The organism is Corynebacterium sp. MSK074, from assembly GCF_030229735.1.
Classification (GTDB): Bacteria; Actinomycetota; Actinomycetes; order Mycobacteriales; family Mycobacteriaceae; genus Corynebacterium.
In genome coordinates this window covers 1-25,661 of record NZ_JASPIX010000019.1, presented here as the reverse complement: position 1 = coordinate 25,661, position 25,661 = coordinate 1, and the positions used below count along the sequence as shown (strand labels likewise).

Annotated in this window: 27 protein-coding genes; 11 read left to right on the top strand and 16 right to left on the bottom strand. The window is 59.7% G+C overall.

All coding sequences use genetic code 11. The features are described from left to right. Positions 1 to 246: 246 nt before the first annotated feature. Positions 247 to 876, bottom strand: coding sequence for a DJ-1/PfpI family protein (locus QP965_RS11150; RefSeq protein WP_284844925.1), 630 nt, complete (start codon positions 874 to 876; stop codon positions 247 to 249). Between the two features lie 111 nt (positions 877 to 987). Here QP965_RS11150 and QP965_RS11145 point away from each other — a divergent pair, with 111 nt between their 5' ends. Beyond that, positions 988 to 1,416, top strand: coding sequence for an OsmC family protein (locus QP965_RS11145; RefSeq protein ID WP_284844926.1), 429 nt, complete (start codon positions 988 to 990; stop codon positions 1,414 to 1,416). Between the two features lie 113 nt (positions 1,417 to 1,529). Beyond that, a complete protein-coding gene (locus QP965_RS11140; protein ID WP_284844927.1) occupies positions 1,530 to 2,522 on the top strand; it encodes a DUF1906 domain-containing protein in 993 nt (330 codons plus the stop codon). 2 nt (positions 2,523 to 2,524) lie between these two features. Here QP965_RS11140 and QP965_RS11135 read toward each other — a convergent pair whose 3' ends face one another. The 6 genes from QP965_RS11135 to QP965_RS11110 all read right to left on the bottom strand — a co-directional run bounded on the left by QP965_RS11135 (position 2,525) and on the right by QP965_RS11110 (position 8,575). Beyond that, on the bottom strand, positions 2,525 to 3,559 hold the full coding sequence (locus QP965_RS11135) for a hypothetical protein (RefSeq protein ID WP_502869268.1): 1,035 nt from the start codon (positions 3,557 to 3,559) through the stop codon (positions 2,525 to 2,527). Positions 3,560 to 3,586: 27 nt separating this feature from the next. Next, entirely contained in the window at positions 3,587 to 5,230 is a 1,644-nt protein-coding gene (locus QP965_RS11130) for a monocarboxylic acid transporter (protein ID WP_284844929.1), read from the bottom strand. Continuing rightward, entirely contained in the window at positions 5,230 to 5,577 is a 348-nt protein-coding gene (locus QP965_RS11125; protein WP_239279186.1) for a DUF485 domain-containing protein, read from the bottom strand. Before QP965_RS11125 ends, QP965_RS11130 begins: the two co-directional genes overlap by 1 nt. Positions 5,578 to 5,867: 290 nt before the next feature. Then, a complete protein-coding gene (locus QP965_RS11120; RefSeq protein WP_284597890.1) occupies positions 5,868 to 6,731 on the bottom strand; it encodes an aldo/keto reductase in 864 nt (287 codons plus the stop codon). 69 nt (positions 6,732 to 6,800) lie between these two features. Continuing rightward, entirely contained in the window at positions 6,801 to 7,160 is a 360-nt protein-coding gene (locus QP965_RS11115; RefSeq protein WP_005323855.1) for an FKBP-type peptidyl-prolyl cis-trans isomerase, read from the bottom strand. 122 nt (positions 7,161 to 7,282) lie between these two features. Continuing rightward, complete coding sequence (locus QP965_RS11110; RefSeq protein ID WP_040425095.1) at positions 7,283 to 8,575, bottom strand: citrate synthase; 1,293 nt, start codon at positions 8,573 to 8,575, stop codon at positions 7,283 to 7,285. Positions 8,576 to 8,735: 160 nt separating this feature from the next. Here QP965_RS11110 and serC point away from each other — a divergent pair, with 160 nt between their 5' ends. The 3 genes from serC to QP965_RS11095 all read left to right on the top strand — a co-directional run bounded on the left by serC (position 8,736) and on the right by QP965_RS11095 (position 11,676). Further along, entirely contained in the window at positions 8,736 to 9,854 is a 1,119-nt protein-coding gene (gene serC, locus QP965_RS11105; protein ID WP_284844930.1) for a phosphoserine transaminase, read from the top strand. A gap of 113 nt (positions 9,855 to 9,967) precedes the next feature. Continuing rightward, a complete protein-coding gene (gene sepH / locus QP965_RS11100) occupies positions 9,968 to 10,843 on the top strand; it encodes a septation protein SepH (protein WP_284844931.1) in 876 nt (291 codons plus the stop codon). A gap of 2 nt (positions 10,844 to 10,845) precedes the next feature. Further along, positions 10,846 to 11,676: a DUF6928 family protein gene (locus tag QP965_RS11095; protein WP_284844932.1), complete on the top strand. Its 831-nt coding sequence runs from the start codon at positions 10,846 to 10,848 to the stop codon at positions 11,674 to 11,676. Here the strand turns inward: QP965_RS11095 and QP965_RS11090 are convergent. From QP965_RS11090 to QP965_RS11080, 3 genes are read right to left on the bottom strand one after another with little or no spacing between them, the layout of a single operon-like run. Next, the gene (locus QP965_RS11090) at positions 11,637 to 12,443 is read right to left on the bottom strand and encodes a TrmH family RNA methyltransferase (protein WP_284844933.1); all 807 of its coding nucleotides are present in this window, start codon (positions 12,441 to 12,443) and stop codon (positions 11,637 to 11,639) included. The two genes, QP965_RS11095 and QP965_RS11090, sit on opposite strands and share 40 nt — an antisense overlap. Before the next feature lie 9 nt (positions 12,444 to 12,452). Then, a complete protein-coding gene (locus tag QP965_RS11085) occupies positions 12,453 to 13,856 on the bottom strand; it encodes an NCS2 family permease (protein WP_284767288.1) in 1,404 nt (467 codons plus the stop codon). A 49-nt stretch (positions 13,857 to 13,905) separates the two neighbouring features. Beyond that, positions 13,906 to 14,574: a DUF3027 domain-containing protein gene (locus QP965_RS11080; RefSeq protein ID WP_284769405.1), complete on the bottom strand. Its 669-nt coding sequence runs from the start codon at positions 14,572 to 14,574 to the stop codon at positions 13,906 to 13,908. A 38-nt stretch (positions 14,575 to 14,612) separates the two neighbouring features. Here QP965_RS11080 and QP965_RS11075 point away from each other — a divergent pair, with 38 nt between their 5' ends. Next, the gene (locus QP965_RS11075) at positions 14,613 to 15,377 is read left to right on the top strand and encodes a glutaminyl-peptide cyclotransferase (RefSeq protein ID WP_284814505.1); all 765 of its coding nucleotides are present in this window, start codon (positions 14,613 to 14,615) and stop codon (positions 15,375 to 15,377) included. Positions 15,378 to 15,383: 6 nt separating this feature from the next. Then, positions 15,384 to 15,962, top strand: coding sequence for a DUF2771 domain-containing protein (locus tag QP965_RS11070; RefSeq protein WP_284844934.1), 579 nt, complete (start codon positions 15,384 to 15,386; stop codon positions 15,960 to 15,962). Here QP965_RS11070 and QP965_RS11065 read toward each other — a convergent pair. Then, positions 15,959 to 16,339 (bottom strand): cold-shock protein, encoded by a 381-nt coding sequence (locus QP965_RS11065; protein WP_005323875.1) that lies wholly within the window; start codon positions 16,337 to 16,339, stop codon positions 15,959 to 15,961. The genes QP965_RS11070 and QP965_RS11065 overlap by 4 nt on opposite strands. Before the next feature lie 321 nt (positions 16,340 to 16,660). On the opposite strand from QP965_RS11065, the gene QP965_RS11060 reads away from it, so the two are divergent. After that, the gene (locus QP965_RS11060) at positions 16,661 to 17,290 is read left to right on the top strand and encodes a resuscitation-promoting factor Rpf1 domain-containing protein (RefSeq protein WP_284844935.1); all 630 of its coding nucleotides are present in this window, start codon (positions 16,661 to 16,663) and stop codon (positions 17,288 to 17,290) included. Between the two features lie 85 nt (positions 17,291 to 17,375). Here the strand turns inward: QP965_RS11060 and QP965_RS11055 are convergent, their stop codons facing one another. Then, positions 17,376 to 17,561 carry a hypothetical protein gene (locus QP965_RS11055; RefSeq protein ID WP_005329460.1) on the bottom strand — a complete coding sequence of 62 codons (186 nt, stop codon included), beginning with the start codon at positions 17,559 to 17,561 and terminating at the stop codon, positions 17,376 to 17,378. A 66-nt stretch (positions 17,562 to 17,627) separates the two neighbouring features. On the opposite strand from QP965_RS11055, the gene QP965_RS11050 reads away from it, so the two are divergent. Genes QP965_RS11050 through QP965_RS11040 form a run of 3 tightly spaced genes read left to right on the top strand, consistent with a single transcriptional unit; the run spans position 17,628 to position 21,885 of the window. Then, positions 17,628 to 19,643, top strand: a complete 2,016-nt coding sequence (locus QP965_RS11050) for a helicase-associated domain-containing protein (protein WP_284844936.1) — start codon at positions 17,628 to 17,630, stop codon at positions 19,641 to 19,643. Continuing rightward, a complete protein-coding gene (locus tag QP965_RS11045) occupies positions 19,640 to 21,265 on the top strand; it encodes a DNA repair helicase XPB (protein ID WP_284844937.1) in 1,626 nt (541 codons plus the stop codon). Before QP965_RS11050 ends, QP965_RS11045 begins: the two co-directional genes overlap by 4 nt. Then, positions 21,262 to 21,885 carry a DUF3239 domain-containing protein gene (locus QP965_RS11040; RefSeq protein ID WP_284767280.1) on the top strand — a complete coding sequence of 208 codons (624 nt, stop codon included), beginning with the start codon at positions 21,262 to 21,264 and terminating at the stop codon, positions 21,883 to 21,885. The genes QP965_RS11045 and QP965_RS11040 overlap by 4 nt, the downstream gene beginning before the upstream one ends. On the opposite strand, the gene QP965_RS11035 is transcribed toward QP965_RS11040, so the two are convergent. The 4 genes from QP965_RS11035 to QP965_RS11020 all read right to left on the bottom strand — a co-directional run bounded on the left by QP965_RS11035 (position 21,882) and on the right by QP965_RS11020 (position 25,503). Further along, positions 21,882 to 22,664, bottom strand: a complete 783-nt coding sequence (locus QP965_RS11035) for a DUF6880 family protein (RefSeq protein WP_284767279.1) — start codon at positions 22,662 to 22,664, stop codon at positions 21,882 to 21,884. The genes QP965_RS11040 and QP965_RS11035 overlap by 4 nt on opposite strands. A gap of 47 nt (positions 22,665 to 22,711) precedes the next feature. Further along, positions 22,712 to 23,959 (bottom strand): HNH endonuclease signature motif containing protein, encoded by a 1,248-nt coding sequence (locus QP965_RS11030; RefSeq protein ID WP_284844938.1) that lies wholly within the window; start codon positions 23,957 to 23,959, stop codon positions 22,712 to 22,714. 183 nt (positions 23,960 to 24,142) lie between these two features. Beyond that, positions 24,143 to 25,276, bottom strand: coding sequence for a hypothetical protein (locus QP965_RS11025; RefSeq protein WP_250411999.1), 1,134 nt, complete (start codon positions 25,274 to 25,276; stop codon positions 24,143 to 24,145). Then, complete coding sequence (locus QP965_RS11020) at positions 25,276 to 25,503, bottom strand: hypothetical protein (RefSeq protein WP_005323886.1); 228 nt, start codon at positions 25,501 to 25,503, stop codon at positions 25,276 to 25,278. The genes QP965_RS11025 and QP965_RS11020 overlap by 1 nt, the downstream gene beginning before the upstream one ends. Positions 25,504 to 25,661 lie beyond the last annotated feature (158 nt).

Genomic DNA, 25,661 nt, shown 5'->3' with positions numbered 1-25,661 from the left:
AACCACCAGTAGAAAAGAAATAGCTGCCTAAGCACTAGGTAGCCCCACTACGTGTCCACGATTTGCGGGCAACCCCAGATTTTGAATCACAGGGCTGGTTGAAGCTGCATTCAACCAGTCGGTTGACTATTAGGTCCGGTAGCTAAACATTCATAGTCCTGCCTCGGAAAATAAAAGCGCTGAATGTCAGGCCCCGATTGTTTCAGCAAGAGGCCGAATTGTTGAAGCAGTCACGGGAAACTCAAGTTAATTTGAAGAGGCCCACGCCTTAATCTTGGTCATATGTTCAACGAAGGCCGCTTCTGTTCTTTGCGCATGCAATTGAAGCCAAGCATCCACGACATCATCTGGGTAGACGCCCGCCGCACGCAATACCGCCGCGGTGAATGACACTGGAGCCAAACCAGATGCCGTAATCACTCCGCCATCAGAAACTGCGTCTTCTTCTTTGTAGCCGTCAATGTTTGCGTAGTTGGTTGAGGCAAGGAAGCCTTGCGCGTTTGAAGTGTGTGTGCAGTGGTCAAGCACCCCAGCACGAGCAAAGGCCAAAGTTCCACCACAGATTGCTGCCAAGAGCACTCCTCTCTGATGTAGGTCTTTTATCGTCTCCAGTAGGTGTCCGTGCCCATCAAAGTAAGTATCTGCCCCTGGCACCACGAAAGCCGCAATATCAGTTCGGTTCTGGATATCTTCCAAGGTCAAGCTTGGGACCACTTCGAGCCCACCCTTGGAGCGGACAGCTTGTAATGATTCGCCAACAAACAAGACCTTGAAGCGTTCCGGCACTTGGGCCTCAGCTTCAGCTACTTGGGTTGTGAGGTAGGCATACTCCCAATCAGACATGGTTTCCGTCGCGTAAATAGCAATGACCTTCATGGAACTCACAATACGCGGGCCAATTAAATCACTACTCGACACGCGAACATTACGATCAACGTGTCCGTTACCCGCTCGAACCGACCTGATCCTTCGCCTTAAACTGGCCTCATGTCTGAAGTAACAAAGCACTACGCCGTAGACCTCACCCGCATCGACACCGCCCAATACCGAGCTACCAATTCAGCGGGAGCCAGCATTGAGTTTGGCAGTGGCGAGGGACTCCTCTCCCCTGTTGAACTCTTGCTAGCTGCTGTCGCGGGGTGTTCCGCAGTGGATGTGGACGTGGTGACGTCTCGGCGCGCGGAGCCGGAATCTTTTGATGTGCACGTAGAGGGTGACCGTGTAAGCGAAGATGGAGCATCGCGTCTGTCGGAGGTGCGTGTGGGCTTCGATCTATCGTTCCCAGATACGCGGGAAGGCAACCAAGCGCGCAAGCTCGTGGACAACCTGATTCGCATCTCCCATGAGAAGGACTGCACGGTATCGCGCACGGTTGAGAATCCTACACGAGTGTTGTTTAGCAACGCCTCAAAATAGTTTCCCAAAGTAAAAGCGCGACATGCGATTTCGCTCCGGCTGGGACTCTAAACTTCCTGTTATGGTGCAGTTGTTAACTAATGTGACACATGTGATTACTGCAGGAGCTCAATATGTCGTCATCTTTCTCCCGTCGCGGACTTTTTAAGGTCGGCGCTCTCGCCCTGACCGCAGGCGCCATCGGTACTGCCGCTCCACATGCAGCGGCACTCGGACCGATGCGCGGCACCATCATTGATTTCTCCGCCGGCGTACCTTCCCCGCAAGCAATTAAGAATGCCGGCCACATGGGCGCGATTCGCTACGTCTCCGACAAGCGCCCCGGCGCGGCCTGGATGACCGGCAAGCCGGTAACCCTCAAGGAAACTAAGGCCAATGCAGCAGCAGGCCTGCCCACGGCGTCGGTATACCAATTCGGCCGTGCGGAAACTGCCGATTGGAAGCAGGGCGCAGCAGGTGCGGCAGTACACGCACCGAAGGCGATTGCACTGCACAAGAAGGCAGGCGGCCCCACCAACCGCCCGATTTACATCGCCATCGACGATAACCCCACCCGCGAGCAGTACACTCGCCAAATCCGCCCATACCTGCAGGCATTCTCCAAGACGCTGGAGCTGGCCGGCTACCAGACGGGCATCTACGGCAACTACAACACCATCGAGTGGGCGATCCAGGATGGCATCGGCAAATACTTCTGGATGCATGACTGGGGATCCAACGGCAAGATTCACCCGCGCACCACTATCCACCAGCTGCCGCACAACAAGCAACAGACCATCGGCGGCGTCATCGTTGACGTCAATGAGGTCTACGCCGAAGACTGGGGACAGTGGACGCCAGGCAAGTCCGCAGCACCTGCACCGGCAAAGAAGCCGACCACCAAGAAACCACAGCCAAAGCCGCAGCCGCAGACCACGGCCCCAAGCAATGGCTCGTCCGACCTGGTCAATCAGCTAAGTTCGCAACTGCAGAGCACGCACCCGGAGCTACCAGAGCTGCCGCAGGTCACCGCCAATGGCGTGAGCTTTAACGGCAAGACGTTGAGCAACGATCAGATTCGCCAGCTGGCGAAGATCGTCGCAGAGACGGTTGCGAAGGCGCGGTAGTACTACTTCTTGGAAGGCTCGGAGGTTTTCTCCGAGCCCTTCTTTTTGTCTGCGGACTTCTTTTTGGACGTAGTGGATTCGCTGGTGGGCTCCTTCGACGAGGTCTTATCCTTCTTGCCCTTGCCGGATTTCTCGTCCTTGTCTTTCTTACTGGAGGAGGTAGTAGAGGTCTCCGAGGTGGAGGTCTCGATCGGTGGGACGTCCTCGCCGTCTTTGTACTTGAGGAAGCGCTCGGTGGCCTTGCCCAGATTCTTGCCGGTCACCTCGTCCTTGACGTAGTCGGTGAGGTCATCGGATGAGCCGGTAATGGAGGCGGCGGCGACGAAGTTCTCGCCAAAGGAGACCGAGGAGTTAATGGACTTGTCATTGGACCAGCCCCACTTGCTGCCCACCACGTTGGAGAGCTTGGCGGTGCCATAATCCTGGCGGTAGCCGTCCTCTGAGATGGGATCGGCATGCGCCATGGCTACAAGCACCGGGTGGGTTTCATCGCGGTCGATGAGCTGCGAGATGAAGCTGGCGACGTCATAGGTAGAAGTCTGCGAATAGCCCCACTGCTCGCCGGCCTTGGTGGATTCGAGATTGAATTCATCGGCAATCGCGTCGATGGAATCCGGGTATTTGTCAAAGAGGTCTTCGGCGGACTTATCAGAGGAGCTAGCGATCATATCCAGCGCCTCATATTTGTCCTCGTACTCGCCCTTTTCCATCACGTAGGTGGCGATATAGAGCTTGATGAGGCTTAGCGCCGGGCGGGCCTCGTGCTCCGAGGCAGAGCCCATGTGCATGCCATCGTGCAGGCGGATATAGGTAATTGAATGACCCTCATCGCCCTCCAAGAACTCATTGGTTTCCGGTGGGACGTCGCGGTTGGTGTCTGTTGCTTTTAAGGGGGCGTCGGCAAGCGCATCGCTTTCGCGCTCGCTATTGCTGCACGCGGTGGTGGTCAAGGCGAGCATGCATACGGCCAAAGCGGCACCAGCCTTAACTGATGCCGCCTTGCGGGTCACGGACGTTCTAAGCACGTCCAACCACATTACCGGGTGTGTGCACTTTTCAAGCAATTAATGCTGCACGGGTGCCTCCACGCCCACGCCGGTAAGGGAGCGCACTTCCATCTCTGCAGAAAGCTCCTCAAAGTTATCCGGTTTGGTCATGATGGACACCAGCCAGCCGACGAAGAAGGACAGTGGAATGGAGACCAAGCCCGGCGACGAAAGCGGGAAGATAGCCCAGTCCGCACCTGGGAACATGGAGCTCTCAGAACCGGAGACTGCCGGGGAGAAGAAGATGAGCACCAGGCAGGACACCACGCCGGTATACATGGAGGCCACCGCGCCCGCGGTGTTGAAACGGCGCCAGTACAGGGAGTAGAGGATGGTCGGCAGGTTGGCGGAGGCCGCCACCGCAAACGCCAGGGAGACCAGGAAGGCCACGTTCTGGGTCATGGCCAGGATGCCCAGGATAATGGAGACGATGCCGAGGACCACCACGGTGGCCTGGGAGACGCGGACCTGCTCGGCCTCGGTGGACTCGCCGTTGCGGATAACCGCGTGGTAGATATCGTGCGCAATGGACGCAGAGGCGGTAATGGCCAGGCCGGCCACCACGGCGAGCACGGTAGCGAAGGCCACGGCGGAAATAATCGCCATGAAGATGGAGCCGCCAATCTCCATTGCGAGTAGCGGTGCCGCGGCATTGGCCCCACCGGGCGCGTCGAGAATGCGGTCCGGCCCGACCAGTGCAGCTGCGCCATAGCCCAGCACCAAGGTCATGAGGTAGAACGCACCAATAATAACGATCGCCCAGGTAACGGAGCGGCGCGCCTCAGTAGCGGTAGGCACGGTGTAGAAGCGCATCAGCACGTGCGGCAGGCCACCCACACCGAGCACCAGGGAAATGCCCAAGGAAATAAAGTCCAGCTTGGTAGCGGTGGTGGCGCCGTACTTCAGGCCAGGGGCCATGATGTCCTTGGCCTCGTAGCCCTTCTCCTTAATCTGCTCGGAGGCGGCGTGCATGTCAATGGCGTTATTAAACAGGGTGCTAAAGCCGCCACGCAGGGCAATGAAGACCATGACGCACATGATGACCACGCCGGCCACCAAGAGCACGGCCTTGATCATCTGCACGTAGGTGGTGCCCTTCATGCCGCCGACTAGGACGTAGACAATCATGAGCACGCCCACAATGCCGACGACGAGGGCCTGCCACTTGAAGTCGTGGATATCCAGCAGCACGGCCACCAGGGAGCCGGCGCCGGCCATCTGCGCGATGAGGTAGAAAAGCGTGACGAAGAGGGTGGCGATGGACGCCGCCACGCGCACGGGCTTTTGCTTCAGGCGGAAAGACAGAACGTCCGCCATGGTGAAACGGCCAACGTTACGCATGGGCTCGGCGACGAGCATGAGTGCTACCAGCCAGGCAACGAAAAAGCCCACCGAGTACAAGAAGCCGTCGTAGCCGTTGAGCGCCACCGCGCCGACGATGCCTAGGAAGGATGCGGCGGAGAGGTAGTCACCGGAGATCGCCAGGCCGTTCTGGCGTCCGGAGAAGCTGCCGCCACCGGTGTAGAAGTCCGAGGCTTCCTTGGTGGATTTACCGGCGCGCAGCACCACCGCCATGGTGACAATGAGGAAGATGGCGAAGATGGAAATATTCAGGATGGGGTTGCCGGCGGAAGACTCCGCGGCAAGGGTGGTGATAGTCATTAGATGCCCTCCAGTTCTTCACGGATGGCGGCCGACTTCGGCTCGATATTCTTATTGGCGTACTTCACGTAAATCCACGTGATGATGAAGGTGGTAAGGAACTGGGCAAGGCCGAAGACTAGGCCGATGTTCCAACCGCCGCCAAGCTCGGTTGCCATGAAGTCAGGGGCAAACACGGCGGCAAGAACGTAGACCACGTACCACACGAAGAAGGCCACGGTCATAGGGAAGGTAAAACTCCGGTAGGTACGGCGCAGCTCGCCGAATTTGGCGGAGTCGCGCATCGCGATGAACTCGCTACCGGTGGGTTCGCGGCGCGAGACAGGAGTTGCAGCTACGTCACTCATAGAGCATCGTCTCCTTGGGTGAGAGGAACTTAGGTCACACGAGATAGTGTGTCACTGCTCACTATCCACGCTGATTTGTAAGTTACAGAACATTTTCTGCAAGGTTGTAAACTCTGCCAAGAAAACCGTCCACTCCCCCACCCTTTTAAGCTCATAGGCTTCACTGAACTGGAATAACATTTTTAGCAAACTACCCCCGAGGGCAGAATTTTTTACCCCTTGTAAAGATTGTTAACAGCCACTTGGCAAAAGAAAAAGCCCCCGTGAGGGGGCTTAATCTGCGGTTGACGTTACTCTTCGTTGCCTGGGAACTCGCGCGGGTCATTGAACATACGGCCAAAACCCTCCTGCCCCTCAAGGGCGTCAATGGCAGATACTTCCTCTGCCGTGAGCTCCAGCTCGGTGGCGGCCAAGTTTTCCTTCAGGCGCTCGGTGCGCGCGGACTTCGGGATGACGGACATCCCCTTGGACATGAGGTAGGACAGCACAACCTGCCCCTCGGTCGCCTCGTGGTCAGCAGCAGCCTGCTCAATCACGGGGTTATTGAGCACAACGCCGCGCGCCAGCGGGGCCCATGCCTCGGTGACGATGTCATTATCGTGGTGGAAGGCGCGCAAGCTGGACTGGGTAAAGCCCGGGTGAATCTCCACCTGGTTGAGCACGGGAGAAATGCCGGTGGTGGAAATGAGGTCCTTGAGCACGTCCTCGTAGAAATTCGCCACTCCGATGGATGCAATCTGCCCCATGCCCTGCAGGCGGGCGATAGCCTCAAAGGTCTCGTTGTACAGGCCACCCTGCGGCCACGGCCAGTGGATAAGGTACAGGTCGAGGTAGTCCAGCTGCAGATCCTTCAGCGACTGCTGGAATGCCTCTTCCACCTTGTGCTCACCCTGGTGGGAGTGCCACACCTTGGAGGTAATAAAGAGCTCATCGCGGGTGACGTCGCCGGCATCCATTGCCTGCTTCAGGGCGGTGCCCACCGCCTCTTCGTTCTTGTAGAGCGTGGCGGTATCGAAGTGGCGATAGCCCAAATCGATGGCCTCGCGGATGACGCGGATGCATTCCTCGTCATATAGCTTGTACGTACCCAAGCCCAGCTGGGGCATTTCGCGGTCATCATTGAAAGTTACGGTTGGCACAGTCATGCCCTCCATTGTGCCGCAGTTTTTCTGACCGCGCCGAAAACGACGAAACCCCAGGGCGAACCCTGGGGCTAAGCACTTTTAGTCGGCGCGGATCAGGTCAATAATGAAGACCAAGGTGCGGCCGGACAGCGGGTGCGCACCACCGGCGGGGCCGTAGGCCTTTTCCGGCGGGATGATGAGCTTGCGGCGACCGCCCACCTTCATTCCCGGAATGCCCTCTTGCCAGCCGGCGATGAGACCGGTCAGCGGGAACTCGATGGACTGGCCACGGTCCCACGAGGAATCGAATTCTTGGTTGGTCTCGTATTCAGCGCCGACGTAGTGGACCTCCACTACGGCACCAGGCTGCGCCTCAGCACCGTCGCCGACGACGATGTCTTCTACAACAAGGTCGGTCGGCGCTGGGCCAGACTGGGCTTCAATAACAGGCTTATCCATGGGGATTATTCTCCTTGGGAAATCTAGTTTGTTCGTGCGGTCGCATTAAAAACCGAACCGAGCTGCACCTATTATAGGTGCTACCACCCGATTCGGCTTAATTAGGCAGACCGCAGAGCGCTTTATCGCTCGCTACGCGGGGTAACCTTACGCAGGGACTCGCCGGTGTAAATCTGGCGCGGACGGTTGATCTTGGTGTTGATCTCCAGCTGCTCGCGGTACTGTGCAATCCAGCCCGGCAGGCGGCCGATAGCGAAGAGGACGGTAAAGAAGTCCGTCGGGAAGCCCATGGCGCGGTAGATCAGGCCGGTGTAGAAGTCCACGTTCGGGTAGAGCTTGCGGGAGACGAAGTAATCGTCATTCAACGCAATATCTTCCAGCTTCATGGCCAGATCCAGCATTGGGTCGCCGCCCAGGTGCTCGATGATCTCGTGGGCGGTGTCCTTGACGATGGCCGCGCGCGGGTCGTAGTTCTTGTACACGCGGTGGCCAAAGCCCATGAGGCGAACGCCCTTTTCCTTGTTCTTCACGCGGTTCATGAAGTCGGTAGCGTCACCATCGTGGTTGTTCTGGATATCTTCCAGCATCTCCAGAACGGCCTGGTTTGCGCCGCCGTGCAGCGGGCCGGACAGGGCGTTAATGCCGCCGGCGATGGAGACGAACATATTGGCCTGAGCGGAACCAATCATGCGCACGGTGGAGGTGGAGCAGTTCTGCTCGTGGTCAGCGTGCAGGATAAGCAGCTTATCCAGGGCCTTAGCTACAACCGGGTCAACCTCGTACTCCTCGGTGGGGTAGCCGAACATCATGCGCAGGAAGTTCTCGCGGGCGTTCAGGCTATTATCCGGGTACATATAAGGCTTGCCCTGGGAAGCGCGGTAAGCATACGCAGCCAGCATTGGAACCTTAGCCAGCAGGCGGACGGTGGCCTTATCCAGCTGCTCTGGGTCCAGCGGGTTGAGCTGATCCTGGTAGTACGCGGAAAGAATGTTAAGGGAGGAAGCCAGCACGGCCATTGGGTGCGCGTTGCGCGGGAAGATATTGAACGCGGCCTTGAAGTCCTCATCCAACAGGGTGTGGTGGCGGATTTCGCGGTTAAAGTGGCTGAGCTCTTCCTCGTTAGGCAGGTGTCCCTTAATCAGCAGGTAAGAAACCTCATTGAACGTGGCGTTTTCCGCAAGGTCCGCGATATCGTAGCCGCGGTGGCGCAGGATGCCCTCTTCGCCGTTAATGAAGGTGATCTTGGACTCGGTGGAACCGGTGGAGGTATAACCAGGGTCGAAAGTAACGAGTCCGGTCTCGTTACGGAGCTTGGAGATGTCAAAGCCCGAGTCACCCTCGGTGGACTGCTTGATGTCCATCTCGTACTCGCCGCCTGGGTACTGGAGCACTACCTTGTTGTCTTCAGAAGCCACGGAAGTTCCTTTCTCTATGTGAAGAGTCACTATTAAGCACTAACTTAAAGAAGTTAGCTTGATACCTCTTCACACTTTAGCAAACTTTGTGACGCCGCCTACAAGTTTCGGTCACCTAAAATAACTGCCGTTCGACCGGAACTGTTCTACACTTGCACGCATGAGCACTCCAGAACTTACGCTGCCCACCGACCTCCTGCCTGCCGACGGCCGCTTTGGCTGCGGCCCCTCCAAGGTTCGCCCCGACCAGCTTGCGGCCATTGACCCCGCAGTCATGGGCACTTCTCACCGCCAGCCGGCGGTAAAGAACCTCGTAGGTTCGGTGCGAGAAGGCTTGAGCGATCTCTTCTCCCTGCCAGAGGGCTATGAGATTGTCCTTTCCCTAGGCGGCGCCACCGCCTTCTGGGATGCTGCCACCTTCGGCCTTATTGAACACCACTCCGCCCACCTCACCTTTGGCGAGTTTTCCACTAAATTTGCCAAGGCCGCTGCGGGTGCACCCTGGCTCGATGCCCCCTCCATCGTGGAGTCCCCCGTGGGCACCGCACCCGACCCGCGCGAACTTTCTGCGGAGGCGGACGTCGTCGCTTGGGCACACAATGAAACCTCCACCGGCGCGATGGCAGAAGTCACCCGCCCGCACCCCCGCAATGATCAGCAGCTGGTGGTCGTGGACGCCACCTCCGGCGCGGGTGGCCTGCCCGTGCACATTTCCGATACGGACGTCTATTATTTCTCGCCGCAAAAGTGCTTTGCTTCCGACGGCGGCCTGTGGCTCGCCGCCATGTCCCCCGCCGCACTGGAGCGGATTGAGAAAATCAACGCCTCCGAGCGCTATATCCCCAACTTCCTCAACCTGCAGACAGCAGTAGATAACTCGCGCAAGAACCAGACCTATAACACCCCAGCAATCGCCACCCTGCTCATGCTGGATAACCAGGTCCAGTGGATGAATGCCAACGGCGGCCTAGACGGCATGGTTGAGCGCACTACGGAATCCTCCACCACGCTGTATAGCTGGGCCGAATCCCGCCCGGAGACCACTCCCTTCGTCGCGGAGCCTGCGTCCCGCTCACTCGTGGTGGGCACCATCGACTTCGCCGAGTCCGTCGATGCCGCAGCGCTCGCCGCCACCCTGCGCGCCAACGGCATCCTGGACGTAGAGCCGTACCGCAAGCTGGGCCGCAACCAACTGCGCATCGGCATGTTCCCAGCTATTGATCCGGCGGATATCGCCAAGCTGACCCAGTGCGTCGACTACGTCTTGGATGCGAATTAACGCATCACCCCACAACATGCCCCGCCGCCTCGCAGGCCGCGGGGCATTTTCACGTTATAGTTGAATACATCACAGATATGTCCGCCGTCGATAGGCAAAAGGAGCGCCCTATTATGCGCGAGCTGTTCCCAGTTGACAGCGAGTCGACCGAAACCTCTTTGGTGCTGCGCACCGAAGACGGCGAAGAGTTTTTTCTCTCCATCACCGATGAGCTGCGCGAGGCCCTGCAGGGCGAGCAGGAAGAAACCCCGGAAGAGGAACCAGCGGCTCCGGCCATCAGCCTGGCCAAGCCCACCAAACCGGAACCGGTGGAAGAAACAAAGATCCGCCCGGCGGAGATTCAAAACCGCATTCGCGCCGGCGCCTCCGCGGCGGAGCTGGCGGAAGAAATGGGCGTGACCGAATCTCGCATCGAGCCCTTCGCTTACCCGGTCATGCTGGAGCGCAACCGTATCGCAGAGATCGCCAAGCAGGCCCACCCGGTCCGCGAGGACGGACCGGCCAAGCTCACCCTGTGGGAGGTTCTGGCCACCGCCTTTGCTGCCCGTGGACACTCGCTCTCCGAGTCCACCTGGGATGCCTACCGCCACCAGGGCGAGGCCTGGATCGTGCGCGTGACGTGGAAGGCCGGCCTGTCCGAGAACGAGGCCGAGTGGTCCTTCAAGCAGTCCATGTCCTCGCCTGCCACGGTGGAGGCTCGCAACTCGGTGGCCGCCGACCTGACGGACCCGGATTTCGTGCAGCCGGTACGCTCGCTGACCTCGCTGGGCAGCGGCCGCTATGACGAAGCTATCGATGGCGACCAGCCCAGCAACGTCACTGACCTCACCGCGCCAACCACCCCTCCGGAAGAGCCGGAGGAAGAGGAGTTCTTGCAGAATCCCTCGCCAGAAGAAAAGCCCACCAAGCGCCGCCGCAAGGCCGTCACCCCGCATTGGGAGGACGTGTTGCTCGGTGTTCGCTCCAATACCAAGCGCCCTAGGGACTAATCGTGGACATCTCTCACGCAGTACTCACTCTCTGGTACATCTCTCAGCCCAATGCGGAAGAGGTGTTGAAGACCGAGCCCAAGGCAGACCGCGGCTTTGGGCGGAAGTTCCTCGCCCAGCTAGATCCAACTTTCCCGGTCACACCGATTGGGCAATTCCCGCTCAACCGCTCCGCGCAGACGGATCCGAACGAGTACTACATCGGCGGCTACCCCGGCATCACCGTGGTACAAACGGTGTGTGAAGGCGACTCTGTCCTCCTCTCTCAGCTGCCGGACACGCTGCTCAACGCGGTGCCCGCCCAGCGGGTTATCGCGCTGGCAAGCAACGAGAAGGAAGGCTACGCCGGCTTTGCACTCTGGGAGGGCGGCGAGCTCAAGCGCTGCCTCTGCGCTACCCGCGAGCACCTTTATGAAGACACCGGCTTGCCCGAACCTTTCGAGGCTCCTTATTGGGCGGGCGAAAAATACGAGCCGCTCGGCGGTATTTCCCTGCCATTCGAGCCGCAGGGCATCATGGAAGCGGCCCAGGAATACTGGCTTGGCATTGAGGTCGGGTACGAGGGCCCTGATCTCGACGTCGTGGGCTACGCGGTCGATGGCCGCCCAGAGCCGAAAATCGACCCGCCGAAGCCCAAGCGGACCGTTGGCGAGCTAGCGGCGCAATCGGCCAATAAGCTGGGGCTCAACGATTACGATGACTACGAGGACCACAATGCCGAGCCGGAATCCACCGGCGAGGAAATCATCTCCACTGCCAAGCACTTGGGTTCGCTCCTTGGCAATTGGAGTGCTCAGACGTTTAGGTCGCTCAAGGAGCGCTGGCGCTCATAAAAGGAAATGGCGGCGGCGGTCGCCACATTAAGAGAATCGGTGCCAGGGGCCATCGGTATGCGTGCGCGTATATCGGTGGCCTTCATTGCGTGTTCGGTAAGGCCGGGGCCCTCCGCGCCGACGAGCATCGCCACCTTATTCAGCCCGTGCATGGCCTCGGCCAAGTGCACCGCCTGGGGGTTGGGGGTTAAGGAAATGAGGGTAAAGGAGGCGTCGGCAAGCGCCTGCAAGGAACGCTGCCAGGTAGTAAACCCGCCCTCTAAATGGGCAAAGGGCAAGCGCAGCACGTGCCCCATGGACACGCGCACCGAGCGCCGGTAGAGCGGATCCGCCGCACCGGAGCCCAGCAGCACCGCATCCACGCCCATGCCGGCGGCGTGCCGGAAGATGGCGCCGATATTTTCATGATCGCCCACGCCCTCGAGCACGGCGATAGTCTTTGCGGATTCCACGATCTCGCTCACCTCCGGCTCCGGGGCGCGGTCCGCGGCGGCGACGAGCCCGCGGTGCATATCGAAGCCGGCCACCTCCGCTAGGGTCTCGCGAGAGACCTCGAAGATGGGGCACTCGGGTTCGCCGTACTCGGAAATATAGGCCTCCACCTTCTTGGGAAAACCCACGAGGCAGCGCATGGGGAACCGGGATTCGGCCAGCCGGGAGACCACCAGCGGGCCCTCTGCAATGACGAGACCCTCGCCGGACTTATCGGATTTGTTGAGGTTCCGAATATCGTCCAGGCGAGGGTCTGTGGGGTCAGTAATCAGCATGCCCTTAGGCTAGCCGATGGCATTGGAAATCGGATCCATGCCAAAGAAAATCACGAAGAGGCCAGCCAAGAGCCACATGATCCAGTGCACGTCCTTGGCCTTGCCGGCGAAGGTGGACATGAGCGCGAAGGAGATGAAGCCCACGCCGATGCCGTTGGCAATGGAATAGGTAAACGGCATCGTCACAATGGTCAGGAAGGCGGGGATGGCGATCTCCATCTTGGTCCAGCGGATCTCGGTCAGCTGCGCGGCCATCATCACGCCGACGATAACCAGCACCGGAGAGGCCGCCTCGATGGGCACGATTTCATACAGCGGCGTCAAGAACATCGCGGCGAGGAACAGCACACCGGTCATGAGGTTGGCCAGGCCGGTGCGGGCGCCATCGGCAATGCCGGCGGAGGAATCCGCAAAGACGGTATTGGAAGAAGCAGAGCCCAGGCCGCCGGCCACGGCGCCGAAGCCTTCGACGACGAGGGCCTTCTTCATGTCGGGGAGGTTGCCGTCGGCGTCGACAAGCTTGCCTTGCTTGCCCAGGCCGGTCATGGTGCCCATCGCATCAAAGAAGTTGGTCAGCAATAGAGTGAAAATCAGCAGCACCGTGGAGACCACGCCGATCTTGGTAAAGGCGCCCACCAGGTTCACATCGCCCACGATGGACAGATCCGGAATGCCGCCGAGCGCCTCCGGCTTCACGGGCGCGGCCATGCCCCAATCCTCGGAGCCGGTAAACGCCTGGATAATAAACGCGATGATGGTGGTCAGCACGATGGCGATGAAGAGCCCGCCCGGCACGTTCCGAATGACCATGAAGGAACAAATAATGAGGCCGATGACAAAAACCAGCGCCGGCCAGGTAGAAATCGAACCATTGATGCCCAGCCCCACCGGTACGGTGGTATTCGCAGCGTCCGGCACGCGGGTGACAAAGCCACCATCCACGAGGCCAATCATGGCGATGAACATGCCGATGCCCACGCCCATCGCTGCCTTCATGGACTGCGGGATGGCGTCAAAGACGGCGGTGCGGAAGCCGGAGATGGCCAGCAGGACGATGATGATGCCCTCGATGACCACCAGGCCCATGGATTCCTGCCAGGTCAGCCCGCTGGTGGCGACCATGCTCACGCCCACGAAGGTATTCATACCCAAGCCTGCGGCCATGGCAAAGGGGTACTTGGCAATCGCGCCGAAAAGGATGGACATGACGCCGGCCACCAGCGCGGTGGCGGCGGCGACCTGTGGCACGCCCAGCGCGTAGCCTTCCGCGTCCTCGGTAGTACCGAGGATGAGCGGGTTCAAGAGGATGATATAGGCCATGGCGAAGAACGAGACCGTTCCCGCGCGTAGCTCGGTTCCAATGGAGGAACCACGTTCAGAGATATGGAAATAGCGATCGAGAGTGGCTTTCAACGCCTGCGCCTTTCACGTACAGCGAGTCTTACGCCATAAGTGTGCTGCCTTAATCCTCGATTTCAAAATCCTGGAAGATGGGCTTTTCATCATCGAAGGCCACTTCCGGGGTCTTTTCTTCCCGCACGCGCGTCTGCGAATGCGCACCGCAGCCATAGCGCGAGTGCACCACCCGGCCGTCTGCCGAGTACTCATTGGCGCAGACGCCGTAGTTGTCCATCAGCTGCACATAGAACGCACAGGTGCGGCATTGCAGGCGCGCCTTGGCCGCCATATCCGTATTTGGGCCGAACTCGGTGCGCCAGCGCTTCTTGGCGTCTTCCAGGCCGGACGTGGATAGGTTATCCCCGTCCAGGCGGGAATCATCTACGGCCGGTGGCATCAGGTCTCCGGGGCCGAGGTCACCGGGGCGCACGCGGTCCTCATAGGGCACCCATTCCGGCGGCTGCAGGGCCTCCCCGCCCGGCACCAGCGCTACCTCATTGACGGTGACGTAGCGCGATCCCTCCGCGCAGGCGAGCACCGCCTGCCATTCCCAGCCGGGGTATCCAGGCATTTCTGCTTCAAATCGGTGGGTAGCAACGTTTCGGCCCATCCCGGCGACGCCGATATGCTTGCCGACGCCCCCTTCCCCCACCTCATCCAACGCCTCGCGCGCGATGCGCACGGCGCGGGAATCGATCAACGGATTTGCTTTTCGCTTACTCACGCCCCTCATTATTCATTATGGAGCGCACCCGGTGGTACATATGGTGCATGTCGTTTCTTTCCCGCGCCGCCTGCATTCTCCTCCCCTGCACGCTCGTTGCCTGTTCCTCTACCCCAGCTGAACCCGAAGTAGAACACCTCTCCGTCGAGGTTCTCGGCACCGCTTCCCTGCCGCCCAATTCCTTTACGCAGGGCCTCGAAACCGATCCGGACGGCAACCTGCTCCTGGGCACCGGCCAATGGGGAGAATCCCGCCTGGAGCGCTTCTCCCCCGAAACCGGCGAAACCTTGGCCGAAACACGCCTGGATAGCCGCTACTTTGGCGAGGGCATCACCCAAACCGGCGATTCCATCTGGCAGCTGACCTGGAAGTCCGGCCAAGCCCTGAAATACGACCACGACCTGCGCCAAATAGATACCGCCACCTACTCGGGCGAGGGCTGGGGCCTGTGCAATACCGGCGAGGATCTCCTCCTGTCCGATGGCTCTGCGACCCTGCGGCACATGGACCCAGAGACCTTCGCGGAGCGCTCCACTACCGACGTCACCCTAGAGGGAAAGCCCCTCGAAGACATCAATGAACTCGAGTGCGTAGGCGACGCCGTCTACGCCAATGTCTGGATGGATGACAATATCTACCGCATCGATCCCTCCACCGGCCGAGTGACCGCCGTAATCTCTACCGACGCGATTGATAAGTCTCGCTATACCAACCCCGATGATGTCCTCAACGGCATCGCACACATCACAGACGATGAGTTCTGGCTTACCGGCAAGCGGTGGGAAGAACTCTTCCACGTTCGAGTAAGGTAAAGGCCCATGGCAACCCGTAAGGAAGCAAGGAAAAAGTCGCTGCTGCAGATCTTGGCCCTCATCGTGGTCGTGGCGGTCATCGTCGCCGCCGTAGTGATCTTCCAAAATTGGTGGAACCAGCGCCCGGGTCCCGATCCCCGCGACATCAAGGTCACCGCCTCCGTGGGCGATAAGTCCATCGACGTCGCCCCGTACATTACATGCGAGCCCGGCACCGAGTGCCCGGAAGGCGAGGTCCCGAACCTCACCGTGGGCGATGATGACACCCTCAAGCTCGATATTCCCGAAGAAATCTCCGACCACGAGTGGAAGATTCTTTCCATCTACGATGACCCCGCCGCCAACGATGAAACCGCACACGGCGCAAACGAGACCACCGAGGTATCGATCCCCGGCTCGGTAGACCCCATCAAGGCCTCTACCGGCAAGCGCCCCCGCCTCAAGGTGGTGGAGATTTCCTCCATGATGATCGGCACCGATGACAACGGCGACGAAACCCCCTTGGCCACCGTGTGGTCGCTGACCACGATGACCGATAAAGAACGAGAAGCCTCCGCGGAGGAATCCACGAAGGCTTCTGGTTAGCTATCCAAATCCTTCGCGATAGCGCGGAGGATTTCTGCTACCTGGCGCCCAGTCTTTCGCTCCGGGTAGCGGCCGGAATTGAGCACCGGCTGAATCTGCGACTCCAGCAAGGTCATTACGTCAGAGACCATGCTGCCGAGCTCTTCCGGCTTGCGGGCCGGCGTGCGGCGACGCGGCTTATCCAATACCTTGACCCGCAGCGCCTGCGGACCGCGGCGCCCGGCCGCGAAATCGAAGTCGATGCGCTGGCCGGGGAACAGTTCCTCTACTCCCTTGGGCAGCACGTTGCGGCCAACATAGACGTCTTCATCGCCCGGGTTGCTGACGAAACCGAAACCTTTCTCGGCGTCATACCACTTCACTTTGCCAATAGGCATAGGTACCCACCTCTTCTCTAGGGGAAAATCTATATTTTAGCCGCCTGGTCAAAACAACAGAAGTCGCGCACTCTAATGCGACACACCCGCTCTACATGACACAGATCACACATTGGCGCCCACCTGCGGAGATAGCCCTTCACTCACCACATTTGTCTCATTTCTTTCCCATTTAGTGCCCATAACGTGACACTTTCGTTATAAACCGCTACGCTGTCCCCCAGACACTTAAGAGCCGTTAAGAAAGTTGCCCTCGCCCGCCCTTTCTTTTTGGTACATATTTTTTGCACTTAATGCGGGCACACAGAGAGGACTAACTACATGGGACGCCACTCCGCTAAGAACCGTATGGCCGCTAAGTTCACCGCCGGCACCGTCGCTTTCGGCGCCGCCGCTGCCATCATGGCACCGACCGCATCCGCTGCCCCAGATTCCGACTGGGACCGTCTGGCACAGTGCGAGGCCGGCGGCAACTGGCACATCAACACCGGCAACGGCTACCACGGCGGACTGCAATTCAACCCGCAGACCTGGCAGGCCAATGGTGGCGGCCAGTTCGCTGCTACCGCTGACCAGGCTACCCGCGAGCAGCAGATTGTCGTCGCCGAGCGCGTGCTTGCTTCCCAGGGCTGGGGCGCATGGCCGGCTTGCTCCGCTTCCCTCGGCCTGAACTCCGCTCCGACCCAGCGCACCGCTCCGTCCGCTGCCCCTAAGGCTCCGGCCCAGGCACCGGCACCGGTCAAGCAGGCTGCCGCTCAGAAGTCCGACGAGCTGGCTGTTGATGCTCTGTACAACACCATCAAGGACGCCGCTAACTCCTACGGCTTGGCACTTCCTCCGCAGTTCACCGAGCTGTACAAGGCTAACCGCCACGACTTCAACAACTTCTACTCTGCCAACCGCAACGTCATCGACCCGATTGCGCAGATGATTGAGAACATCACTCGCTAAGACATAGCGATAAAGGGCCCATTGCTATTGCAATGGGCCCTTTTTGTATGACAGAAAAATCCCCGCACCAAGGCGGGGAAATACTCTAGCGATTAATGCGAGTATAAGGGTGAACGTAGTTCAGCTTCTCTGCCGGCATCGGCAAGATCAGATCATCGCCGTAGGGGCTGGACGCACCAGCAAAAGGCGCAGAGATTTCCGTGATTGCGTGCTCGCGATTTTCGTTCTTCGGCCAAGCCGGGGAAACGTGACCCTTCTTCTGATTCGACATAGCCCTTATTATTTCAAACCTTGCGCAAAAACGTAACTCAAACGATAACTAAACTGGGGTGACATCATGACTCAGTCCTCCCACCTCCCGCATTTCCGCACGTGGCTAGCTTCCCTTGAGGAAGAAGAGCTCGCCACCATCCTTCGCAACCGGCCGGATGTACTTAATCCGCTACCCCCGAGCATCGCCGCGCTCGCTACCCGCCTGCTCCTGCGCACCTCCATCGCTCGGGCTCTCATGAACTGCACTGCACGGCAGCTTGCGGAAATTGAAGACATCGCGCGCCGCGGAGGAGAACTCGAAGAGGTAGAAGACCTTAATCCGGATATCACCCGCCAGCTCAAGGAACGCGGCCTGGCCTACGGCAACATCCTCATCCCACCCGAGGTCATGCCTGCCCTTCCCACGGGCTGGTCCCTCCTCGACCAGGTCCAGGTCAGCCCGGAGGACATCGCCGAGCTGCCGAACGAAGAACGGAAGGTTCTCGAGACCCTGTCGCGTTCCAATGGCCTGGGCACCACGCGGGATGCGGCCATCGATGCGGATCCGGGCCGGCCGATTCCGCGGCTCATCGCCAAGCAGCTGCTCCAGCGCGTGGACGCCACCACCGTCCGCCTGCCGCGGGCCGTGCACCTTGCGCTCAACGGCAAGCCCACCGCACCAATCCCAGTAGAGGGAATCACCGAATTCCCCGCCCCTGATTCCAAGGCCGATGATGCCGGCACCGCGGCCGGGCTATCCGCCGTGCGCGGCATGCAGCGCGTCATTGACGCCCTAAGCGCGCGGCCGATAGAGCTGCTCAAGGACAAGACCGTCGGCGTTCGCCAGCTCACCAACCTGAGCAAAACTCTCCACGTCGATGAGGAGGAGCTACGCCGCCTCATTGAGCTCGGCATGACCGCCCGCCTGCTCAGCCGCGGCGAGCCGAAAAACTTCGAGGGCAATTTCCTCGCGCCAACGGAGCTAGCCCAGGCTTGGCTCGATGCGGGCCTCGCAGAAAAATGGCAGGTCCTGCTCGAGGCGTGGACTGCTTCCCCATGGACCAAGGAAGGCCGCACGCTAGCGCACACTAATGACCGGCTTCCTAGCTTCAGGGACAAAGTCCTGCAGGTCTACCTGCGCGGGGCGAAGCCCACCTTCGAGGAGTCCCTGCGCTTCCACTTTCCGCTCTTTGCCACGCACACTTCGGACGAGACCATCGCCGAACTCCGCGCGGAAGCCGAGTGGATCGGCGCCATTGCCCTTGAGCGCCCCACCAGCGTGCTTATCGACGGCCCCGAAGCCGCCGCCCGCCTCACCCCCGACACAGTCGATTACTTTCTCATCCAAGCGGATATGACCGTCTTGGTTCCCGGCCCGCTCGATCCGGAGACCCACCAGCGACTCGAATCAGTCGCCGATCTCGAGTCCCCTGGACTGGCCAGCGTCTACCGCATCTCGGACGCTTCCCTGCGCCGCGGGCTCGATCGTGGCATGACTGGGGAGGAAATCCAGGCCTTCTTCGCAGCCCACGGGGAGGTACCGCAGACGCTGGAGTTCCACATCGGGGACGTCGCCAAGCGCCATGGCACCCTGCGCTCCGGCCCGGCGCTGTCCTACCTGCGCAGCGAGGACCCGGCTCTCCTCCAAATAGCGCTCAAGGCCGCGCCCTTGCGCCTGCTCGCGCCCACCGTCGCGGTGTCCCAATTGCCGGTGCACGACTTGCTGGAGCGCCTGCGCGAGCACGGACTTTCCCCTGCCGCAGAGGACGAGAACGGTGCCAGCCTTAACGTCGCGCCCGAACCAGCTACCCTGCCGACCCCGACTGCCCGCCGAGCTACTGCCTCCCCGGATATTGCGAAGGCCATGCGCACCCTGCGCGACGACGCCGCCCCTACTACTCCCAGCCTCGACATAGTCCACGCCGCCGCGCGCACTGCCCGGCCGATCACCATCGGCTATGCGGATAAGAACGGCAACGAAAAGAAACGCACCGTCACCCCGCTGACCGTAGCGGGCGGGCAAATCGACGCTCGCGCGGCCGATGGCTCTACCATCCGGTTTCCCTTGCACCGAATCACCTCCGTTACGCTGGAGCCATGAATGGACCATTGATTGTGCAGTCGGATAAGACCGTCCTGCTCGAGGTGGATCACGCCCAGGCCGCTGAGGCCCGCGCCGCGCTCGCTCCCTTTGCGGAGCTCGAGCGCGCCCCCGAGCACGTGCACACCTACCGCATCACCCCGCTCGCGTTGTGGAATGCCCGCGCGGCCGGGCACGACGCCGAGCAGGTCGTCGACGTCCTGGAAAGCTACTCCCGCTTCCCAGTCCCCCAAGCCCTGCTTGTCGACGTCGCCGAAACCATGTCCCGTTACGGCCGTGTCCGCCTCCACGCCCACCCGGCCCACGGTCTCATCCTCGAGTCCGATGAGCCGCCCATCCTGGAAGAACTTACCCGCGGCGCTACCGGAAAACTCCTCGGCGCCCGCATCGACGAGAACTCCATCGCCGTCCCGCCCTCCGAGCGCGGCCGCCTTAAACAAGCCCTCCTCAAGGCCGGTTGGCCGGCCGAGGATCTCGCCGGTTACGTCGATGGCGAGTCCCATCCCATCGCTCTCAATCACGACGGCTGGCAGCTGCGTGACTACCAGCAGTACGCCACCGAGGCCTTCTGGTCCGGCGGCTCCGGCGTCGTCGTACTGCCGTGCGGCGCTGGAAAAACCATCGTCGGCGCGGCTGCGATAGCCAAGGCGGAATCCACAACGCTCATCCTGGTCACCAATACCGTCGCCGGCCGCCAATGGCGCGACGAGCTCCTGCGCCGCACCACCCTGACCGAAAACGAAATCGGCGAATACTCCGGCGAAAAGAAGGAAATCAAGCCCATCACCATCGCCACCTACCAGGTGGTCACCCGCAAGACCAAGGGCGAATACCGCGCCCTCGAGCTCTTCGATTCCCGCGACTGGGGCCTCATCATCTACGACGAGGTCCATCTCCTTCCCGCCCCGGTGTTCCGCATGACGTCGGACCTTCAATCGCGGCGTCGGCTAGGGCTTACCGCTACCCTCGTGCGCGAGGACGGCCGCGAGGGCGACGTCTTCTCCCTCATCGGCCCCAAGCGCTACGACGCCCCATGGAAAGAACTCGAGATGGCCGGCTATATCGCCACCGCCGAATGCATCGAGGTCCGCGTGGATATGGACGCCGAGGAACGCATGCTTTATGCCACCGCCCAACCTCGCGACCGCTACCGCATCGCCGCCCAAGCCGCCGCCAAGCTCCATGCGGTGGACAAGATCCTGGCCCGGCACCCACAGCAGGCGCTCATCATCGGCGGTTATGTCGACCAGCTCAAAGAGCTCGGCGCGCATCTCGACGCCCCCGTTATCGACGGTTCCACCTCCACCGCCAAGCGCGAGCGCCTCTTCCAACAATTTCGCGACGGCACACTTCCTGTTCTCGTGGTGTCCAAGGTGGCCAATTTCTCCATCGATCTTCCCGAGGCAGCCCTAGCCATCCAGGTCTCCGGTACCTTCGGCTCCCGCCAAGAGGAGGCCCAACGCCTCGGCCGACTGCTGCGCCCCAAGGAAGAGGAAGCCCTCTTCTATTCGCTGGTCACCCGCGATAGCCTCGATGCGGACTACGCCGTGCACCGCCAGCGTTTCCTCGCCGAGCAGGGATATGCCTACCGGCTTATCGACGCACTAGACTTGGAACAATGAAAATCTTCAAGTTCGACGTAGACGAGTCCTTTGCCAAGGCCAATAACGAGCTCTTGCGCGATTCCAACCGCCTTCGCATCTCCGGCCTCGTGCTGGGCATCCTGCTCATCATCGGCGGCGCGGCCATCTGGTGGGGATTTTCCTGGGGCATTACCATCGGCCTCGGCATGATCCTTTTCGGAATCATGGTGGCCATCGTCGGCTTCGCCGCCGCCCGTAAAGTCGGCACCGCCCAGCAACTCTATGACTCCTATCCCCTCGCTCCGGCTGTCATCGCTGAGGTTAACGAGCGCGACATGGTCCTGCTCGCCCTAGTCAACACCAACGTGGATCCTTCCCTGCCTCCCCGCTGGGCTGCATGCTTGCGCACCGTGACCGCCATCCCCGGCACTCAACGCACGGTAGGCACCAAGGTTCCCGTCGCCGCTGTGTCCGGCCGCGCGGACAACAACCACTGGCAGCAAATCACCCCTATGCCCATCGCGTGGGGTACCCCAGACGCCGAAACCGTCACCATTGCCCGGAAAGCCATCCCCCAAGATCAGTGGCAGCGTCTCGAGCGCGCCCGCAAGCGCCTTTCCGACGTAAAAGCTACGAAGTTCGACCTCCTAGTTCTCTAGGGCTCCACAAACCTTTCTGGATAAAGCATTACTTCTAGGAGCGGGTCCGGCCACTTGTTGAGAACTATCTGGGCGACCTCTTCCTCCCTTTCGGGGAAATGATCCCTCGCTAGTTCCACCCAGAATTGCCCGCAGGACCGCGCCTGCCAATCTGGATCAGATTCGGTTCCACGCTTCGCGTACTCCCACGCAGCGTCATACTCACCGATTTCTTCTAAGGCTTTAGCTGCCTCTTCGAAATAAACCGCGTAGCTACCCTCAGCCAGGTGTGTACGAATGATTGCTTCGACGTCTTGATCTAAAACCGCAAAGCGCTTCTCCATATACTTGCGGCGGATAACATCTGCGTTTTCCGCCCAAGCGCGCACCCGAGCCAGGCCGTCTTCTCCGAGGACCGTTGAATATGCAACAGGGTCAAGATCGAAATAATCAACCCCGTTGCTCTCATGGAAATCAATGAACCACTCGGCCAGCTCCATTGGCGCAGGCTTGGCGCGCTGTGCGCTCTTAGCATGGAGCTCGATAAGCTCTTCAACAACCTCACTTAACATGCCAAGTGAGTCATCCGCATTGGCTATCACATCTACGGCAATCTCCAGCGCTTCTTGCACAACGGAGAATACTTGGGCTGGATCCTCCGAAGGGTCCTCCACGGCAAAATCGAGCACGCCAATTCCATTTTGCATTTTCAGTGCACGTCTAGCTGCCCGGTCCTCATCAAGAAAGGATCGGGTCCTACTCTGAAAAAATGGCAAGGCGATGGCAGCCAGTGAGCTCATCAGTTCGGCCTCCTCGGTAGGCTGTCAGCCCATTCTAACGGCGTCCGCTAATCTTCGGAGGTCTTCCTTTCTGTTCGTTGTTGTTGGTGTGTGAGGTATTGGGCCCAGGTGTGGTTCCAGTGGGTGTGGTGTGTAGCTAGTGGTCCGGTGGGGTGGTCTAGTTGGTAGGTGCCGTCTCGGTGTAGCCAGGCGATGGTGCCGGTGATGGGGTCGAGGATGTAGTGGATTCTGCGGTCGGTTTTGATGTTGTGGTGGTGTTGGCAGAGGTTGACTAAATTATCTGGGCTGGTTGGCCCGCCGAGGTGGTATTCGATGCGGTGGTCGAGTTGGCATCTAGTGGCGGGGACGGTGCAGCCGGGCCAGCGGCAGGTAGCGTCTCTGCCTTGGGTGTAGGCGCGGATGTCGGTGTTGGGGGTGTAGGAGTCTGTTTCGTCGGCGTTGAGTCGGCGGATGAAGGTGTTGTCTGTGGGGGCGTGGTTGAGGTTTATCCAACCTGCACCGGGGTGAAAGACGAGGTTGGTGTCGGGGTTGGTGGTGAACGTGTTGATGGCAACACTGGTGTGGGTGTCTTCGAGGATGAGGTCGATGAGTGCTTGTGCTGCGGTGGTGGTGGTCTGGTTGGTGTAGGCGTCGATGTGGCGGGCGATGATGGTGGCGGTGGCACTATCGCAGGTTAGCGATAGTGTGGTGGTGTTATCGGGGTTGTAGTTGATGCGCAGTCGTGGTTCGGGTTTGTGTTCTTTGTCTTCGGGGCGCAGGTGGGTATCGATGAAGGTGCGGATAAACCGCCGCAGGTCGGCGTCCGTGGGTACTGTTTGGTTGGGTGTGGTGGGGGAGAGGAAGTCTGCGAGTGCGGCGTCGATGGCTTCAAGATGCTCTGGGTTATCTTCAAGCCTGTTGAGTTCGCGATCGATGATGCGCAGTTTGATCAGGTCGAGTATCCAGTGCTGGCCTTGGACTTCGGTGACTAGGGGTAGTTGGCGCATGCGGAAGTGGGCGCGCAGGAAGCCTAGGAGTTTGTTGTAGGAGATGCCGAGGTCTTTGGCGAGGCTGGTCAGGCTAAGATCGACGTCGTCGTCTAGTTGGGGGAGGATGGCTCGGTAGAGGAACCAGGAGGTTTTGCGTGTGTAGGTGCCGGCTTTGCCGATGTGGTTGCCGGGTGCGTTGGTGGTGTAGAACGCTTCCGGCACATCACCATCGTCTAGGGGGTCAGCGTCGAGGTGGTCGCTGATGAGGAGGGTGTCTGGGTAGTCGAGGGTGGTATCTGGTTCGGGAGGGGCAAGTGTGGCAGTCATGGACGGGGCACTCCAGAAGAAAAGAACAGGGTTCGTATGTGTTTTCTAACGAGTGCCTTTATAGTATCTCTACTGGTGGACATCTGCCTCGGGTGGGGGTGTTTATGTTCGAATAGGATACCCTAAATCCGCAGGGATCCCCAGAGTCGCACCACAACCGGCAGCGGGGGTAAAAGCAAAGGTTTAGGGTTGGGCGGCGTCGGCAAGCTGGTTGCGAATTTCAGGGCAGTCAGCAAACTTCCGCTGTAGGCGACCTAAGAAGTCCTCAAATGAAGCCGGGTCAGCTGCCTTCTGAACTTTCCCGAGCAACCCATACGCTTGGTCGCGACCATAGACATTTTGTGTTTCCAGCTTGTCCTCAATGAGTTGCATAAGAACGGGAATGGTTTCGACCGGCAGGTGCGGAAGAAGTAGTTCTGCCACATTGCGTTGGAGCCCGGCGTCCGAGGCTGTCGCCCATGCTCGTTGCGGATCGCGTAGGCACTGATACTGAAACATTGCAAGATCCCAGGGCTTATCGCGCAGCCGAGCCTCGATGTGCTCCACTGCGCTATCCCCCACCGCCGCAAAAAGACCTTCCGCCGTCGAAAGCCGTGGAAACGCATCGAATACTCGCTCATTGACGTAAGGGCTGCGGTGAGGAAAGTGGACGTCGGTAATCGCGGCCCAACCACCAGCAATGTTGAACGTTTCCTCAGCGGGGAGGATTCGCATCGCTTCTTCCGAGTACGTGTAAGCAAGGTCGAACCGGCCGATCTCCGAAAGCCCGCTAATGAGCTGCTCGTATCCGTCCGTGTGGGTACGAAATACCTCCTCGACAGAACCGGAAAGCACCGCTAACCGACGACCGACATACTCACCCTGCGCACGCTCGCGCAGCTCTTTGAGGCCTTCAGGCCCTAAAGCCTGCGCGTACTGTACGGGGTCGATATAAACCTGCTCCGCATACGGCGACTCGAGAACGCCCAAAAGCCACTCGGCTAAGCGCAGCCCGTCAACCTGGGCCAATTGGGCGGCCTGAGGTAGTTCCTGGGCCAAGCGTTCCGCGCTCCAGATCACGGACCCAACTGGATCATTAACCAGCGGCAACTGTAGCAGAACCTCTTCTAGCGCCCGTTGTGCGACCGGGAAGATATCGTAAGGCTCTATTGACTTGACGCCTTGGCTGGTCAGGTGTTGAGGCTCATCAATTGCCACATTCAAAAGCACACCCGCCTGCCACACCTGGTCGGCATAAGCCCGTGAATCGTCGGGGTCAGTCAGATTCAAACCTGAGGGGTTTACAAGGGTGTTGGTTGCTTCGTCAAACGTCTGCACTACTTCTGGCATTCCTTTAGATCCGCGAGAAACTCCTTCAGCGCTTCCGTGAGCTCCCATATCTGGTTACGCTCCTCCTCAAACATGCGGTCAACGAGGAAATCCACGCCGGCCAAATCATCCGGATGCAGGCTGTCCAAGTAAGCCAGCAGCTTATCGACGCCTTCGAGGCCAAGAATTCCTTGCTCGACCTGGTCCACCACATAAGAAATTTGCTTTTGGTCCATGGTGAGGAGAATAGCAAAACATAAAAAGAAGGAGACGGTGTCTAACCGTCCCCTTCTTAGTGTTGGTGTATTTAGTTATGTTTTTGTTGTTTGGTGTCGGCGGTGACTTACTCTCCCACAACCTCCCGGTTGCAGTACCATCAGCGTGTGCAGGCTTA